At 71.6% G+C, this 15360-nt stretch carries 15 protein-coding genes and 1 riboswitch; of the genes, 5 read left to right on the top strand and 10 right to left on the bottom strand.

The features are described 5' to 3' along the window. The first annotated feature begins 17 nt into the window (after positions 1-17). Positions 18-1970 (top strand): bifunctional glycosyltransferase 87/phosphatase PAP2 family protein, encoded by a 1953-nt coding sequence (locus tag AB0M87_RS27190; RefSeq protein ID WP_365857581.1) that lies wholly within the window; start codon positions 18-20, stop codon positions 1968-1970. Here AB0M87_RS27190 and AB0M87_RS27185 read toward each other — a convergent pair. From AB0M87_RS27185 to AB0M87_RS27150, 8 genes are all read right to left on the bottom strand, one after another. Beyond that, entirely contained in the window at positions 1967-2815 is an 849-nt protein-coding gene (locus tag AB0M87_RS27185) for an ECF transporter S component (RefSeq protein WP_365857397.1), read from the bottom strand. The genes AB0M87_RS27190 and AB0M87_RS27185 overlap by 4 nt on opposite strands. Beyond that, the gene (locus AB0M87_RS27180; protein ID WP_365857395.1) at positions 2779-4392 is read right to left on the bottom strand and encodes an ATP-binding cassette domain-containing protein; all 1614 of its coding nucleotides are present in this window, start codon (positions 4390-4392) and stop codon (positions 2779-2781) included. Before AB0M87_RS27180 ends, AB0M87_RS27185 begins: the two co-directional genes overlap by 37 nt. Then, positions 4393-5493 carry an energy-coupling factor transporter transmembrane protein EcfT gene (locus AB0M87_RS27175; RefSeq protein WP_365857393.1) on the bottom strand — a complete coding sequence of 367 codons (1101 nt, stop codon included), beginning with the start codon at positions 5491-5493 and terminating at the stop codon, positions 4393-4395. Next, entirely contained in the window at positions 5490-6224 is a 735-nt protein-coding gene (locus AB0M87_RS27170) for an SCO2322 family protein (RefSeq protein ID WP_365857391.1), read from the bottom strand. The genes AB0M87_RS27175 and AB0M87_RS27170 overlap by 4 nt, the downstream gene beginning before the upstream one ends. Further along, positions 6224-7279, bottom strand: a complete 1056-nt coding sequence (locus AB0M87_RS27165) for a prenyltransferase/squalene oxidase repeat-containing protein (RefSeq protein ID WP_365857389.1) — start codon at positions 7277-7279, stop codon at positions 6224-6226. The genes AB0M87_RS27170 and AB0M87_RS27165 overlap by 1 nt, the downstream gene beginning before the upstream one ends. A 132-nt stretch (positions 7280-7411) precedes the next feature. After that, a riboswitch (cobalamin riboswitch) is annotated at positions 7412-7491 on the bottom strand. A gap of 83 nt (positions 7492-7574) precedes the next feature. Beyond that, the gene (locus AB0M87_RS27160; protein ID WP_365857387.1) at positions 7575-8756 is read right to left on the bottom strand and encodes an SPFH domain-containing protein; all 1182 of its coding nucleotides are present in this window, start codon (positions 8754-8756) and stop codon (positions 7575-7577) included. Between the two features lie 10 nt (positions 8757-8766). After that, a complete protein-coding gene (locus tag AB0M87_RS27155) occupies positions 8767-9027 on the bottom strand; it encodes a hypothetical protein (protein ID WP_365857385.1) in 261 nt (86 codons plus the stop codon). Between the two features lie 156 nt (positions 9028-9183). After that, the gene (locus AB0M87_RS27150) at positions 9184-9774 is read right to left on the bottom strand and encodes a TetR family transcriptional regulator (protein ID WP_365857383.1); all 591 of its coding nucleotides are present in this window, start codon (positions 9772-9774) and stop codon (positions 9184-9186) included. A gap of 237 nt (positions 9775-10011) precedes the next feature. Between AB0M87_RS27150 and AB0M87_RS27145 the strand changes: the two genes are divergently transcribed. Genes AB0M87_RS27145 through AB0M87_RS27135 form a run of 3 tightly spaced genes read left to right on the top strand, consistent with a single transcriptional unit; the run spans position 10012 to position 13178 of the window. Beyond that, complete coding sequence (locus tag AB0M87_RS27145; protein ID WP_365857381.1) at positions 10012-11319, top strand: glycosyltransferase family 4 protein; 1308 nt, start codon at positions 10012-10014, stop codon at positions 11317-11319. Positions 11320-11370: 51 nt separating this feature from the next. Next, positions 11371-12102 carry a class I SAM-dependent methyltransferase gene (locus AB0M87_RS27140; RefSeq protein ID WP_365857379.1) on the top strand — a complete coding sequence of 244 codons (732 nt, stop codon included), beginning with the start codon at positions 11371-11373 and terminating at the stop codon, positions 12100-12102. Further along, entirely contained in the window at positions 12099-13178 is a 1080-nt protein-coding gene (locus tag AB0M87_RS27135) for a prenyltransferase (RefSeq protein WP_365857377.1), read from the top strand. Before AB0M87_RS27140 ends, AB0M87_RS27135 begins: the two co-directional genes overlap by 4 nt. A 30-nt stretch (positions 13179-13208) precedes the next feature. On the opposite strand, the gene AB0M87_RS27130 is transcribed toward AB0M87_RS27135, so the two are convergent. Then, the gene (locus tag AB0M87_RS27130) at positions 13209-13499 is read right to left on the bottom strand and encodes a hypothetical protein (protein ID WP_365857375.1); all 291 of its coding nucleotides are present in this window, start codon (positions 13497-13499) and stop codon (positions 13209-13211) included. A 74-nt stretch (positions 13500-13573) separates the two neighbouring features. Between AB0M87_RS27130 and AB0M87_RS27125 the strand changes: the two genes are divergently transcribed. Continuing rightward, positions 13574-14350, top strand: a complete 777-nt coding sequence (locus AB0M87_RS27125; RefSeq protein WP_365857373.1) for a maleylpyruvate isomerase family mycothiol-dependent enzyme — start codon at positions 13574-13576, stop codon at positions 14348-14350. Positions 14351-14510: 160 nt separating this feature from the next. Here the strand turns inward: AB0M87_RS27125 and AB0M87_RS27120 are convergent, their stop codons facing one another. Next, complete coding sequence (locus AB0M87_RS27120; protein ID WP_365857371.1) at positions 14511-15356, bottom strand: hypothetical protein; 846 nt, start codon at positions 15354-15356, stop codon at positions 14511-14513. Positions 15357-15360 lie beyond the last annotated feature (4 nt).

The raw sequence follows: 15360 nt of genomic DNA, 5'->3' as shown, positions 1-15360 counted from the left end.
TCGAGCGGACGCGTGCCGTGCTGTGGCTGGTCGTTGCCGCACTGGCCGTGCGGCAGGTGGCAGCGCTGCTGCGGCTGCCGCCCAGCGAGCGCCTGACCGACCTGGAGACCTGGACCGGAGCGAACGGAGTCCTGCATCTCGGGGACCCGCTCTACGAGACCGGCAAGTTCACCGGGACGCCGTTCGCCGGACTCGTACTCAAACCGCTGACCCGTTCCGCCGAGGCGAGTTTCGGTGTCGCCTGGACCTTCGGCACACTGCTGCTCGTCGTCGCGCTGGGCGTGGTGGCCTCCCGTGCGCTGCCCGGACCGAGGTCCCGGCGTACGTCCCAGCTCGCCGCGCCCGTGGCGATCAGCCTGCTGATGCTGTCGCTGCCGGTCCGTAACGCGCTTCATCTCGGCCAGACCAGCATCATCCCGGTCCTGCTCGTCCTGCTCGGGTTCTTCGTCGCACGCGGCGAACGCGGCGCTGGTCTGCTCGTCGGGATCGGGGCGGCGCTGCAACCGATGGTGCTGCTGTTCGTTCCCCTGCTCTGGCTGACCGGACGCAGACGCGCCGCGCTCTCCACCGCGGCGGTCTTCGCCGCGTGTACGGCGCTGGCCTGGGCGCTGATGGCGCGCGATTCCTGGACCTACTGGGTCCACCACGTGGCGGGTACCGGCCTCGGCTCGCACCCCGACGGACTGGCCAACCAGTCGCTGCACGGTGCGCTGCTGCGCCTCGGCCTGCACGGGCCGCCGGAGATCGTGCTCTTCCTGGCGCTCGCCGCCGCCGTCACGGCGCTCGGGCTGCGCCGCGCGGTGCGGTACGCCAAGGACGGGCAGCCGCTGCTCGCCGTCGCGTTGACCGGCTGTGTCGCGGTGGCCGTCTCGCCGACGGCCTGGCAGCACCAGCTGTTGTGGGTACTGCTCGCGGTCGTCGGCCGGGTGGGCAGGCGCGCGGCCGACCGGATGGTGTGGCCCGCGGTGGTGGTCCTGGTAATGACGCTGCCCGGCGCGGTGTTGCTTCCCAACATCGCGGCGGTGTACTCACTGCGGGACAACGTGGTGCTGCTGACCGCGCTGGCCGCGGCCTGCGCGGTGCCGTTCCTCGAGCGCACGTCGCCGCACTGGGAGGCGGCGATCCCGACGGTGTACGCCGAGCCGGTCCCGGCGCGCTGGAGCGCCGTGCCGCTGGCGCCGTTCTGGCGCCGGGTGACGACGCGCCCCAATCTGCTGCTGGAGCTGCTGGCGATCCGGGTCGGCTACTCGGCGTACTCGCACATCCGCGCCCAGGCCAAGGCCGGCAGGGGCACCGCCGAAGCCCACGGCCACACGGTCGTCGCCATCGAGCGCGCCCTGCACATCGACATCGAGCACTGGGCCAACCACGCCGTGGTGAAGATCCACTGGCTCGAGTCCTTCTTCGACTTCTACTACGAGACGTTCCACTTCATCGTGCCGCTGGCGATCCTCGCCGTGCTGTACGTGCGCAGGCCCACCGACTACCGCTGGGCCCGTACCTCGCTGTCCTTCGCCACCCTGCTCGGCCTGGTCGGTTTCTTCTTCTTCCCGCTGGCCCCGCCCCGGTTGATGCCGGGTCTCGGCTTCATCGACACCGTCCACGGCGTGCAGGACTTCGCCCATCCCGACTACGGCACGCTGACCGCGATGACCAATCAGTACGCGGCCATGCCCTCGCTGCACTTCGGCTGGGCGCTGTGGTGCGGCATCGTCGTCGCCGTACTGGTGCCGAAGTGGTGGATGAAGGCGATCGCGATGCTGCATCCGCTCTTCACGGTCAGCGCGATCATCACCACCGCCAACCACTGGGTACTGGACGCGATGGGCGGGGCGACGGTCGTACTGCTCGGCTTCGGCCTCACCTATGCGCTGGCAGGACAGCGCACGCTGCTCCCGCCCCGGGAACGGCCCGATGCGGTACCTGACCGGGCCCCGACCGTCCGGGACCATGCGCCGAGCGACGCCTAAGGCACCCGCTGACGCTCGGCAGGGGTGAAGGTCACGGCCGTGTCGAAGGCCGCGCGGCGGGTCGCGCGGCGGAGGGCTTTGAGGAGCGGGGCGCCGACGACGAGGGTCAGGACGACCGTGACGGTGGCCCGGCCCAGGTCCCAGCCGAGTGAGGTCGCCGCGCAGTAGGCGAAGAACCGCGAGAGGTTGGCTCCCACCGGGTCCCCGGGGTGGAAGGAGATGCCGGTGGACAGGCCGCCGATGTAGGTCCAGCCCTGCAGGTTCATGACCGTGCCGTACGCGAAGGCCGCCACGCACCCGTACCCGGCGAGCATCAGCAGTTCCGCCCGCCCGCGCAGTGCGGCCGCCCCCGGCAGCAGGCCCGCGCACATGGTGAACCAGCCCATCGCCAGCATCTGGAACGGCATCCACGGCCCGACCCCGCCGGTCAGCAGCGCGGAGGCGAACATCGTGACCGAGCCGAGTACGAAACCGAACCCCGGCCCGAGCACCCGCCCGCTCAGCACCATCAGGAAGAACATCGGCTCGAGCCCCGCCGTACCCGCACCGAGCGGGCGCAACGCAGCGCCCACCGCGGCCAGTACGCCGAGCATCGCCACCGCCTTGGCGTCCAGGCCGGTGTCGGCGATCGTCGCCACCACCACCGCGACCAGCAGCGGGAGCAGCGCGGCGAACAGCCAGGGAGCGTCCTGGGAGTGAGCGAGGCCGGAAGCGGAGTCGGCGAGCAGCGGCCAGCCGAAGGCGAAGACACCCATCACGGTGATCAGCACCAGCGCGACGACCGAGCGCGGGCCGAGTCGGACGGCCCTCACAGCGCCTCCCGTATCTGCGTCACCGTCAGCCACTCCTGCGGCGCGAGAATTTTGGACACCTGCGGGGCGAAGGACGGTGACGAGACGACGACCTCGGGTGTCGGACCGTCCGCGACGACCTCGCCGTCGGCCAGCACCACGACCCGGTGGGCCAGCTCGGCGGCCAGTTCGACGTCGTGCGTGGCTAGCACAATGGCGTGCCCGTCCCGGGCGAGCCCGCGCAGCACGCCGACCAGTCGGCTCTTCGCCGCGTAGTCCAGGCCGCGGGTCGGCTCGTCGAGGAGCAGCAGTGGGGGCCGCCCGGTCAGTACGATCGCCAGCGCCAGCGCGAGTCGCTGACCCTCGGAGAGGTCCCGTGGATGCGTGGTGTCCAGGACGCCGGGGAGCAGTTCACCGACCAGCGCCCGGCAGGACCCGGGCTCGGCCCCCGCGTCCGTGTCCGCCGCGGCGCACTCGGCGGCCACCGTGTCCGCGTACAGCAGATCCCGCGGCTCCTGCGGTACGAGGCCGACCCGGCGGATCATGTCGCGCGGCCCGGTCCGGTGGGGGACCTTCCCGCCGACTCGCACGCTGCCCGCGGTCGGCTCGTGCATGCCGACCAGAGCGCCGAGCAGGCTGGACTTCCCCGCACCGTTGCGGCCCATCAGGGCGACGGTCTCCCCGGGGCGCACCGACAGCGATATCTGCCGCAGCGCATCGATCCGCCCGCGCCGCAGCCCGAGCTTGGTGGCGACGGCGACCGGTTCGGCGTTCGGGCCGGTATGCGCGTCGGAGTTCGGGGGAGGGGGCTCGGCGTTCGCCAACCGCTCACGCAGCCCGGCGGCCCGGCGGCGGGCGTCCCGTACGGACAGCGGCAGCGGGTCCCAGCCGGCCAGCCGTCCCAGCGCGACGACCGGCGGAAACACCGGGGAAAGCGCCATCACCTCGGCCGGTGCGCCCAGTATCGGTGCCTCGCCCGGGCCGGGCAGCAGAATGACCTGGTCCGCGTACTGCACGACCCGTTCGAGGCGGTGCTCGGCCATCAGCACGGTCGTCCCCAGGTCATGGACGAGCCGCTGCAGCACCGCGAGCACCTCCTCGGCGGCGGCGGGATCCAGCGCGGACGTCGGTTCGTCCAGGACCAGCACACGGGGGTGCGGGGTCAGCACCGAACCGATGGCGACCCGCTGTTGCTGCCCGCCCGAGAGCGTGGCGATCGGCCGGTCGCGCAGCTCGGTGAGGCCCAGCAGGTCGAGCGTCTCCTCGACCCGGCGGCGCATCACGTCGGGCGCGATGCCGAGGGACTCCATGCCGTAGGCGAGTTCGTCCTCGACGGTGTCCGTGACGAAATGGGCGAGCGGGTCCTGGCCCACCGTTCCGACCAGGTCGGCGAGTTCACGCGGTTTGTGGGTGCGGGTGTCGCGGCCTCCGACGGTGACCCGGCCGCTCAGCACACCACCGGTGAAATGCGGCACGAGGCCGCTGACGGCACCGAGCAGGGTCGACTTCCCGGCACCCGAAGGGCCGACGAGCAGCACCAACTCGCCCTCCGGGACGGTCAGGTCGACGCCCTGGACGGCGGGGTGCGGAGCGTCGGCGTAGTGGACCGACATCTGCTCGAACCGGATCACTTACGTCGTCTCCTTCGGTACGGGGGCCACGAAGGCGGGCAGCACGCCGATCAGTACCGAAGCCGCGGGCCACAGCGGCAGGGCCGGCGCCACCAGCGGCACGACCCCCGGGTGCAGCGCGCCGGAGCCGTCACCGCCCGCCCGGATCATCAGCGCGGCGACGGCGATTCCCGACCCGGCGACCAGCCAGGACCGTACGCCCCAGCGGTCCGGGCGGTAGCGGGTGCGCACCGAGCGGCGGCCGCCGAGACGCAGCCCGGCGAGAGCGGCGAGCAGTCCCAGGACGAGCACCGGAACACCGTACGAGGCGCCCTCGGCGGCGAGCAGACCGTACGTCCCGGCGCAGACGCCGAGCAGCCCGCCGAGGGTGAGCACGGTGGTGGTGTGCCGTACGGCGGTCGGCACTTGCGCCGTGCGGCCGTAACCCCGGGCGTCCATCGACGCGGCCACCGCGACCGAACGTTCCAGCGCCCCCTCCAGGACCGGCAGCCCGATCTGCAGGACCGCCCTGATCCCGCCGGCCGGCCGGCCGCGCAGCCGGCGGGCGGTGCGCAGCCGCACCACATCGGCCACCATGTTCGGCGCGAAGGTCATCGCGACGACCACCGCCACCCCGACCTCGTAGAGCGCCCCGGGCAGTGACTTGAGCAGCCGGGCCGGATTGGCCAGTGCGTTGGCGGCGCCCACGCAGATCAGCAGGGTGGCCAGTTTCGCCCCGTCGTAGAGCGCGAACACCAGTTGCTCGGCGGTGACCCGGCCGCCGATGCGAACGCCGCGCGCCCAGTGCGGCAGCGGCACATCGGGCAGCGTGAACAGCACGTGCGAGCCGGGAATCGGCGAGCCGAGTACGACGGAGAAGGCCAGCCGGATGCCGATGACCAGCAGCCCGAGCGTGACGAAGGTGCGGTACGAGCGGGCCCACGGGGCGTCGGTGCGCCGGGCCGCCACCACGTAGCCGGCGACCCCGACCAGCAGACCGAGCAGCAAGGGGTTGGTGGTGCGGGAGGCGGCGGTGGCGAGACCGAGCGCCCACAACCACCAGGCCCCGGCGTGCAGGGCGTTGCTACGGCCGGCCACGGGGGCGCGGAGCGACACCTTCATCCGCGGTGGCGCCGGCGGCGCGCCTGCCACACCCCGGCGCCGGCCAGCGCGATCACCGCGGCGAGCCCGCCGATGAGGCCGGCCGAAGGGCCGCCGTTCGCGTCGGACGTGCCGTCCGCGGGGGAAGTGCCGTTCGCGTGGGAGGTTCCGGAGGTGTCAGTGCTGCTGCTGCCGGTCCGGTCGGCGCCGGTCGTCGACACCTGCTCGCCGCAGCCGGTCCGCGGATATCCGGCGATCGAGCAGAGCAGTGCCGCGCTGTTGTAGCGCAGCGGTTTCGCCACCGCGGCGAGTGCCTCCGCGCTGGTGGCGTCCGGGGAGACCTGCGCGCACGCGGTGCGTTCCGCCGGGGGCTTCGCCCCGCCGGAAGCGTCCGCCGGCGTACCGAAGTCGATCACCAGCGCGACCCGCTTGGCACCGTCAGTGGCGGGCGTCCCCCCGCAGATGGTGTCGAAGTCCGCGGCGCCGCGCGGCTTGCTCGCGTCCTGCGAGTCCGCGCTGACGGCGAACCGGAAACCCTGCACGTCGCCGTCGGCCGGCCGCGCCGAAGAGGGGCCCTGGGTGGCGAACTGCCACGTCCTGCCCGAGCGGTCCCAGAACGACCAGTAGCGGTACCCGGCCGCCTGGGCGGGTCCGGCGACGAGCACCGCGAGCGCCGCGGCCGGTGCGACGGCCGCTACAACGGCCGGTATGAGGCGCCGGGTGACAGCCGGGGCGGTCCTGCGCATACGCATCAGCGCTGCCGCTTCCTGCCGCGCATGCTCATCAGGAATCCGACGCCGACCCCGGCCACCAGACCGATGGCGACGATCCACCAGATGGTGATGCTGCTGCCCGACGTGTCCTTCTTCTGCACACTGCTGCCGTGCAGCGAGGCCGGGGCGGGTCCGGTCGCGTTGATTCCCTTGACCAGATCGGTGGTGCCGAAGGCACGCGGGTCGGCGTTGTTGGCGTGCGCCGCGAAGATCAGCTGGGCGTACGCGGCCGGTCCGCCGTCCTTCGCCCAGGGCGCGGCATTCTGCTCCAGCCAGGCGAGCGGTTGCCTGGCCTGCGCGGCCAGGCCGTCGGCGCCCAGCGCGGTCACCGCGTCGGCGGTGTTGCCGAAGTCCGGCTGGTCCTCGGCGCCGGGCATGTGCGACTGCAGATACGACTTCCCCGCTGACTTCTTGTCGGGCTGGTAGGCGAAGGCCCCGGCGCCCGGCCCTGCGTCACACGGGATGGAGAGCGACACCAGCACCTTCTTGGCGTCGCCGGTCGGGTCACCCGCGGCGGCGAGCGCGCCGATCACCACGGAGGTCGAGTTGGCGTCGCTGGCGCCGCCCGGGTTGTAGCTCCAGCCGCCGTCCTTGTTGGCCACCGACTTCAGCCAGTCGGCGCCCTTCCGGACGGCGGCGTCGTGCCCGCCGAGCGCGTCCAGTGCCTGCACGGCGGCGGCGGTCGCGTTGGTGTCGAGCAGTGTCTTGTCGTCGCACGGCTTGGCCGGGTCCGCACGGAAGGAGGCGAAACCGCCGTTGGCGCACTGCTGCGCGGTGAGCCAGTCGACGGCCTTCGCCGCGGGCCGCACATCGACCGTGTCCTGGGCGAGCAGCGCCAACGACTGCCGCCACACCCCGTCGAACGTCGGGTCCTTCTTCCCGTAGAGCCCGGACGGGATCACCACGGACGGCGAAGCGGACGGTGCGGCGGACCCCGAGGGCGACGCGTCATCGGCCTGCGCCACCGGAGCAGCGGCCCCGCAGATCACGGCGGAAGCGACGAGCGCGGTTGCTGCGCTGCGGCGAAGGGTCATGGCGGGCGGCGGCCTCTCCTGCGGGGAAGCCGGGCACGGGCGCACGCGGGCACCGGGGCTCCGGCTCCGCTTACCTCGACGGTGCCGGTCACCGGAGGTTCCGGTGACACGAGCCGGTCACGTCCGCGGACAGGGCATTCCGGCTCACCGCCGAAGCGCCGGCGGATGACGGTTGCGGGTAGTCAGCGCCGGATTTCCACCGGCTTCCCCCTGTGCGGGTGTGATGACGACGGAGCCACTCTACCGGCCGGTGGGTGACCGCCCCGACGGCGGTCACCCACCACCCGTCCCGCTCCTACTTGACGTCGATCGGCCCGTTGTCGCCCTCGCCGGCGGCCCGGTGCGTACCGAGGTACCGCTGGATCTCGGCCCCGCGCCCGCCTTGGTGTCCTTCGGTGTCGCCGCCCAGGTTCTTGCGTACCGAGTCGAGAATCGTCAGGCCCTGTCCCACCAGGCCGGCCGCGATCTCGCCGAGGCCGTCGGCGCCGTTCAGCACGTTGACGTTGGCGCCGGCCAGACCGCTCGCGGCCTCCTTGACGATCTGCGGCAGCTGGTCGATCAGCATCCTGTCGAGCGCCACCCGGTCGTACGACGCGGCGGCTGCGGCCTGGATCTTCATCCGCTCGGCCTCCGCCACCGCCAGCACCCTGATGCGTTCGGCGTCCGCCTCCGCGGGCTTCACGATCTCCGCGACCAGCTGCTGCTGCCGCAGCTGGGCGGCGCGCTCCGCCAGTTCGGTCTGCGCGGCGAGCACCTCCTGCTGCGCGTGCGCCTGGGCCAGCGGGCCGGCCTGCGCGGCCTGGGCCTGCGCCCGGTCCACCTCGGCGGAGTACTGCGCCTGTACGACGGCGGTCTGCCGCGCGTACTCGGCCTGGTTGCGGGTGGCCTCCTGTTGTGCCTCGACGGACGCCTGGGTGGCCTGCGCCTGGGCGATCTGGGCCTGTCGCTGGATGGCCGCCGTGTGCGGGGCGGACATCGCGGCGATGTATCCCGTCTCGCCGTCATCGATCGACTGGATCTGGAGGGAGTCCACGATCAGGCCGATCTTCGCCATTTCGGTCTTCGAGGTCTCCAGGACCTCGGTGGCCAGCTTCTGGCGCTCGGTGACGATCTCCTCGACGGTCATCGAGCCGATGATCGAACGCAGGTGACCGGCGAAGATCCGGCCGGTCAGCACCGACATCTGGTCCTGGTCGGAGAGGAACCGCTGGCCCGCGTTGACGATGCTCTCGGTGTCGTTGCCGACCTTGAACGCGATCACGGCCTTCACGGTCAGCACGATGCCCTGGCGGGTCACACAGGTCTCGGCGACCTCCGCCTCGCACATCGCGAGCGTGAGGAAGCGGGTCTTGCGGAGGATCGGCAGTACGAACTTTCCGTGGCCGGTCACCACCCTGAACGGTGCGCCCCCCAACCCGCGCCTGCCACCCGAGATCAGCATCGCCTCGTCTGGCGCGGGAACGCGGTAACCGAACATTTTGTTCTCCTTAGTCTGCGTCGCCGGGGTCGAGGGTCAGCGCATCGAGTGGATCCACTGGATCGGTCCACTTGATGACGTCGACCTGGCGAGCACCGCGCGAATCGATCACGAGAACGGTCACCCCGTACGGAATGGGCTCATCGGACCAGGCGAGAAAGGCCTCCCAGCCACCTCTCACCTGAACCAGGGCCTCACCGGGGCCCGCGGTTCCGCGCGTGGCCAGGACCAGCTTCCCCGTGCAGCCGATCACAGCCTCGTCCGGCGCCATCGGCGGCCGCTCCCCTCGTGATTGCGGTACTGGACCCAGACCTTAACGGTACTGCGACCTGCGGACTATCCTCCCCCGGTGCCGACTTCGACGGCCGTGGCCGAGCGGCCTGTTGGGCCACCCCGGTGCCCGGTTCCTCCGTCGGTCCGGGGTCGGTCACCCGGTCGGACCGATCAGCCGGCAGACCGTCTCGATATCGGTCCTCACCTGGGCGATCGACGACCGCCCCGACACCCAGGTGATCAGCGCGGAGTGCCAGGTGTGCTCGATGACCCGGACCGCCGAGAGCTGTTCGGGGGTCGGGTCCGCCAGGCCCGTCGCGTCCAGAATGATCGCTGTGGTGAGCCGCGAGACGGCGTCCACCTCACGGCTGACGCTCCGGTCGGCGAAAGTCAGGGCCCGCACCATCGCGTCCGCCAGCTGCGGCTCGCGCTGCAGCGACCGGAAGGCACCCATCAGGGTCGATGCCACCCGCTCGGCGGGCGTGTCACCCGCAGGGGGCCTTTTGCGGAGGGTTGTGTGCAGGTGCTGCAGCTGGTCCTGCATGGTCGCGACCAGCAAATGGATCTTGGAGGGAAAGTAGCGATAGAGGGTACCGAGGGCGACGGACGAGGATTCGGCCACCTCCCGCATCTGCACCGCATCGAAGCCGCCCCGGCGGGCCAGCTGGGCGCCCGCCTGCAGAATCCGGCGGCGTCGGGCCTGCTGGCGCTCCGTCAGGGGCGTCGGCCCGGCTTCCACTGCCATGTGTGTCCCATCCACTCCCGTCGTGGCGCGAATCACCTGATCCGGCTGTTACGGCGGTGCTACCTGCCGGTAGATTCGAAGCTCATCGAGCGATCCTCGTTGAACGATGCTCATTCAACGATCAAGTCTGGCTGTGTTCTCCCGGGGCCCACTCCGGCCCCGGGACTGCGAGAACTTGTTCTAGATTAGCGCGAGCGGCTACGCTCCGCCGGGACTGCAGTGAGAAGGGGGCCGAGTGTGACCGCTGAGGCCATAGAAGCGGGCCCCCTTGCCGGCGGCCCGAGCGCCGGAGCGGACGGCCCGCTGCGCATCGCGTTCCTCACCTACAAGGGCAACCCCTTCTGCGGAGGCCAGGGTGTCTACGCCCGGCATCTCTCGCGGGAGCTGGCCCGGCTCGGGCACAGCGTCGAAGTGATCGGCGCCCAGCCCTTCCCGGTGCTCGACGAGGGCGTACCGCTCACCGAGCTGCCGAGCCTGGACCTCTATCGCAGCCCCGACCCCTTCCGTACCCCGGGGCTCGGCGAGTACCGCGACTGGATCGACGCCGTGGAGGTCGCCACCATGTGGACCGGCGGCTTCCCCGAACCGCTGACCTTCTCGCTGCGGGCCGGGCGCCACCTCAGGTCGAGGCGCGGCCGGTTCGACGTCATCCACGACAACCAGACGCTGGGCTACGGACTGCTCGGCGACCTCGGCGCCCCCCTCGTCACGACCATCCACCACCCCATCACCGTCGACCGCAGGCTCGAGCTCGCGGCCGCCGCCGACTGGCGGCGGAAGACCTCCGTCCGGCGGTGGTACGGCTTCACTCGGATGCAGAAGCGCGTCGCCCGCAGACTTCCCTCGGTGCTGACCGTCTCCGGCTCGTCGCAGCAGGAGATCGTCGAGGACCTCGGGGTGCGCAGGGACCGCATCCACGTGGTGCACATCGGCGCCGACACCGACCTGTGGTCGCCCGACCCGTCGGTGCCGGAGGTTCCGGGACGGATCGTGACGACGTCCAGCGCCGATGTCCCGCTGAAGGGCCTGGTCCACCTGATCGAGGCCCTCGCGAAGATCCGCACCGAGAACCCGGCGGCCCATCTGGTCGTCGTCGGCAAGCGGGCCGAGGACGGCCCGGTCGCGCAGGCCATCGAACGGTACGGACTCGACGACGCCGTCCGCTTCGTCAAGGGCGTCAGCGACCAGGAACTCGTCGACCTGGTGCGCGGCGCGCAGATCTCCTGTGTGCCCTCCCTGTACGAGGGCTTCTCGCTGCCCGCGGCCGAGGCGATGGCCACCGGCACCCCACTGGTCGCGACCACCGGCGGCGCGATCCCCGAGGTCACCGGCGCCGACGGCGAGACCTGCCTGGCGGTGCCCCCCGGAGACGCGGGCGCACTGGCCGTGGCGCTGTCCCGGCTGCTCGCCGACCCCGTACTCCGTACCCGGCTGGGCGCGGCGGGCCGGGAGCGTGTTCTCGCCCGCTTCACCTGGAAGCAGGCCGCCATCGACACCGCAGAGCGCTACCGCCAGGCGATCGCGGCCCGGCGCCCGAGCGCCTAGCCGGTCCGTCACCACCCCGCCCCACCCACCCCGCGAAGAAGGCAGACCCCCGTGCTCACCGTGGACTTCTCCCGCTTCCCGCTCGCTCCGGGCGACCGTGTCCTCGACCTCGGCTGCGGCGCAGGCCGGCACGCCTTCGAGTGCTACCGGCGCGGCGCTCAGGTGGTTGCCCTCGACCAGAACGGTGCGGAGATCCGCGAGGTCGCCAAGTGGTTCGCCGCCATGAAGGAGGAGGGCGAGGCCCCCGCGGGCGCCACCGCCACCGCCATGGAGGGCGACGCACTCAATCTGCCGTTCCCCGACGACTCCTTCGACGTGGTGATCATCTCGGAGGTGATGGAGCACATCCCCGACGACAAAGGGGTGCTCGCGGAGATGGTGCGGGTGCTGAAGCCCGGCGGCCGGATCGCGATCACCGTGCCCCGGTACGGCCCGGAGAAGGTCTGCTGGGCGCTGTCCGACGCCTACCACGAGGTGGAGGGCGGACACATCCGGATCTACAAGGCGGACGAACTGCTCGTAAAGATCCGCGAGGCGGGTCTGCGGCCCTACGGATCCCACCACGCGCACGCGCTGCACTCCCCGTACTGGTGGCTCAAGTGCGCCTTCGGCGTGGACAACGACAAGGCGCTGCCGGTGCGCGCCTACCACAAGCTGCTGGTCTGGGACATCATGAAGAAGCCGCTGGCCACCCGGATCGCCGAGCGGGCGCTGAACCCGGTCGTCGGCAAGAGCTTCGTGGCGTACGCGACCAAGCCGCACACCCCCGGGATCAGCGCGTGACGTCACCGGGCCGTACCGAACACCTGGTCCTGCCCGGAGTGCTCACCGCCGAACAGGCCGACCTGACGGTCGCCGGGATCCTCGCCGTACAGCGGGCGGACGGTGCCATCCCCTGGTTCCGTGGGCACCACCTGGACCCGTGGGACCACATCGAGGCGGCCATGGCGCTGGACGCGGGGGGCCGGCACCGGGCAGCCGAGCGGGCCTACGACTGGCTCGCCGCACATCAGAACGACGACGGCTCCTGGTATGCCGCCTACCAGGACGGTGACGCCGCACAGGTCACCGACCGCGGCCGGGAGAGCAACTTCTGCGCCTACGTCGCGGTCGGCGTCTGGCACCACTATCTGGCCACCGGCGACGACGGATTCGCCGACCGGATGTGGCCCGTGGTGCACGGCGCGATCGAGTTCGTCCTGCAACTGCAGCAGCCCGGCGGCGAGATCGGCTGGAAGCGGGAGCCCGCCGAGGAGGGCGGCGCCATCGTCACCGACGCGCTGCTGACCGGCTCCTCCTCGATCCACCAGGCGCTGCGCTGCGCGCTGGCGCTCGCCGAGGCGCGCGAAGAGCCGCAGCCCGACTGGGAGTTGGCGACAGGCGCGCTGGGGCACGCGATCCGCAGCCACCCCGAGCGCTTTCTGGACAAGAGCCGCTACTCGATGGACTGGTACTACCCGATCCTCGGCGGAGCGATCACCGGACCCGCGGCCACCGCACGTATCGAAGCGCACTGGGACCGCTTCGTCGTGCCGGACCTCGGCGTGCGCTGCGTCCTCCCCAACAACTGGGTCACCGGTGGCGAGAGCTGCGAACTGGCCCTGGCGCTCTGGGTGATGGGGGAGTCGGACCGCGCACTGGAGATCCTCCGGGCCATCCAGCACCTGCGCGCCGAGGACGGCATGTACTGGACCGGCTACGTGTTCGACGACCGGGCCCGGTGGCCGGAGGAGCGCACCAGCTGGACCGCCGGCTCACTGCTGCTCGCGGTGGCCGCGCTCGGCGGACACGAGGCGACCACCGCGGTGTTCAGCGGCGAACGACTGCCGGCTGGACTGGAGCCGGACTGCTGCCGCTGAGGCGTTCGGCGTGCCGGGGCCCGCAGCCTGTCAGAAGCGGCGCACCCGGCCCGCCAGCGCATGCCCGATGAAGAGATAGACGACCGCCGCCAGACCGTAGCCGGCCACCACCCGTGCCCAGGCTTCGTCGAAGGTGAACAGGTCACGCGACCAGCCTGCCAGCCAGTCGGCCGCGTGGTGGATGAACGTCACCAGGTCGTTGGCCCGGTTCGCGTCCAGCAGATACATCAGAATCCACAGGCCCAGGATGAAGGCCACGACATCGGCGACCACGACGATGATGTTCGCCGCCGGCTTGCTTCCGTTCGAATACCGAGACATGTTCGAGCGTGTTGCCGCTTGTGACCGTGTGAAACCCGTTGGGCGGCTTTCCCGGTCCGATCTATCGTGCTGCCATGACCTGGGAACATGATCGCTACTGTGAGGAACTGGTCGAGCAGGCCGGCCTTTTGCGGGGGGCAATGGCGGGCGCCGACCTGTCGGTGAAGGTACCGACCTGCCCGGCGTGGACCCTGGGCGACCTGGCCCGTCACGTCGGGGGCGCACATCGCTGGGCCGAAACGATCGTGCGGACGCAGGCCCCCGAAGAGGTACCGGACGACCAGGTGCCCGACGCCACCGGCCCGTCCGACGCCGAACCCGGCGCGCTGGACACCTGGTTGGCCGAAGGCGCGTCGATGCTGGCGGAGACGCTGCGGGCGGCGGGCCCCGAGGCCGAGGTGTGGACGTGGGCCTGGGACCGGCACGCCGGGTTCTGGGCCCGGCGGATGGTCCATGAGACGGTCATCCACCGGGCGGACGCGATGCTGGCGACGCGGGTCCCCTTCACGGTGGACGACGAAATCGCCGCCGACACCATCGAGGAGTGGCTGCAGATCGTCGCCTTCGCGGCGGCCTCGGGCGACCCGGAAGCGGCGGAGCTGCGCGGCGCCGGGCGCTCGATCCGCCTCTGCGCCACGGATGTCCGCTGGGCGCAGTGGCTGATCGAGTTCCGGGAGGACGGGTTCACATGGCGGCGCGGCGCGGGGGATGCGACGGTGGAGCTCCGCGGGCCGTTGGCTGATGTGCTGCTGGCGTTCTACCGGCGGATGCCGCTGGATGCGGGGCGGGTCGAGGTGGTGGGAGACGCGGGTCTGCTGGACTTCTGGCTGAAGCGGGCGTCGTTCGGGTAGCGGGCCGCCTGCGGCGGGCCCTCCGGGGCTCCGCCCCGGACCCCGCGCCTCAAGCGCCGGAGGGGCTGGTTTCGGCCGACCGAGCACTGACGTCGGCCAGAATCAAGCCCGTCCGGCGATTGAGGACAGGAGGAGCGCGGCGCCCCGCGCCGACGGGCCGTCAGCCGCGCTGAATGCCGGTGATGTCCTGCAGCACACCGCGCCGGCCGTCCTGCGTCTGCGCGATCAGACCATGGCCTCGGTCCTCGACCGCCAGGTACCACGTGCCGGGGGCCAGTTCGGCGATGGGGGCCGGCGAACCGTCCTCCCCGTACAGCGGCCGGGCGACCGGAACCGCGAACCAGAACGGGGCGAAGTCCCCTGCGGGGGCACCGGCCGCGGGCTGCGGCTGGGCCTGCTGGGGCTGGGCTGCGGCGGGCTGCTGGGCCTGCTGCGGCTGGCCGCCGAACGACTGGGGCTGCGGTTGCGCGCCGTAGGGCTGCTGGCCCTGGGTGCCGCCCGGGTAGCCGTAGCCCGCGGCCGGCTGACCACCCTGCGCACCGTAGGGCGACGGCGTGACGGCCGGCTTCGGCGCGCTCATCAGCGGCGCCTTGAGCGCAGGCAGGATCGGGCCGGCCACAGCGCCGGCGGCGAGCACCAGAGCGGCGATGAAACCAAGGATGAGACCGGCACCACGGCTTCCGGCGTCGATCAGGGTCCAAAAGCCCGTCCACGCGGCGAAGATGGCGAACGCGACACCGAAGTGCTCCATGTCGAGCCCGGCGATCTTGCGCTGCTGCGGCATCGAGCGGGCCACGATGATCAGGACAGCCCCGATGACGCCGCCGAGGAACATGCTCATCAGCGTGCCGAGCACATCCCACGCGGAGGAGTCGTCGATGCTGGAGCAGTAGCCACCGCTGCACTGGCGGCCGTAGGAGGTGAGGTCGAGGAACGAGGCGATGAACAGCACCACCGCTGCTCCGATCACCACGCCGTCGCCTCGAGTGAGAGAGCGGATGTTCACTTAA

Origin of the sequence: Streptomyces sp. NPDC051320 (genome assembly GCF_040682175.1) — a bacterium.
Taxonomy (GTDB): domain Bacteria; phylum Actinomycetota; class Actinomycetes; order Streptomycetales; family Streptomycetaceae; genus Streptomyces.
The sequence above is the reverse complement of the archived record's forward strand: the minus strand, read 5'-3'. Positions and strand labels throughout refer to the sequence as shown.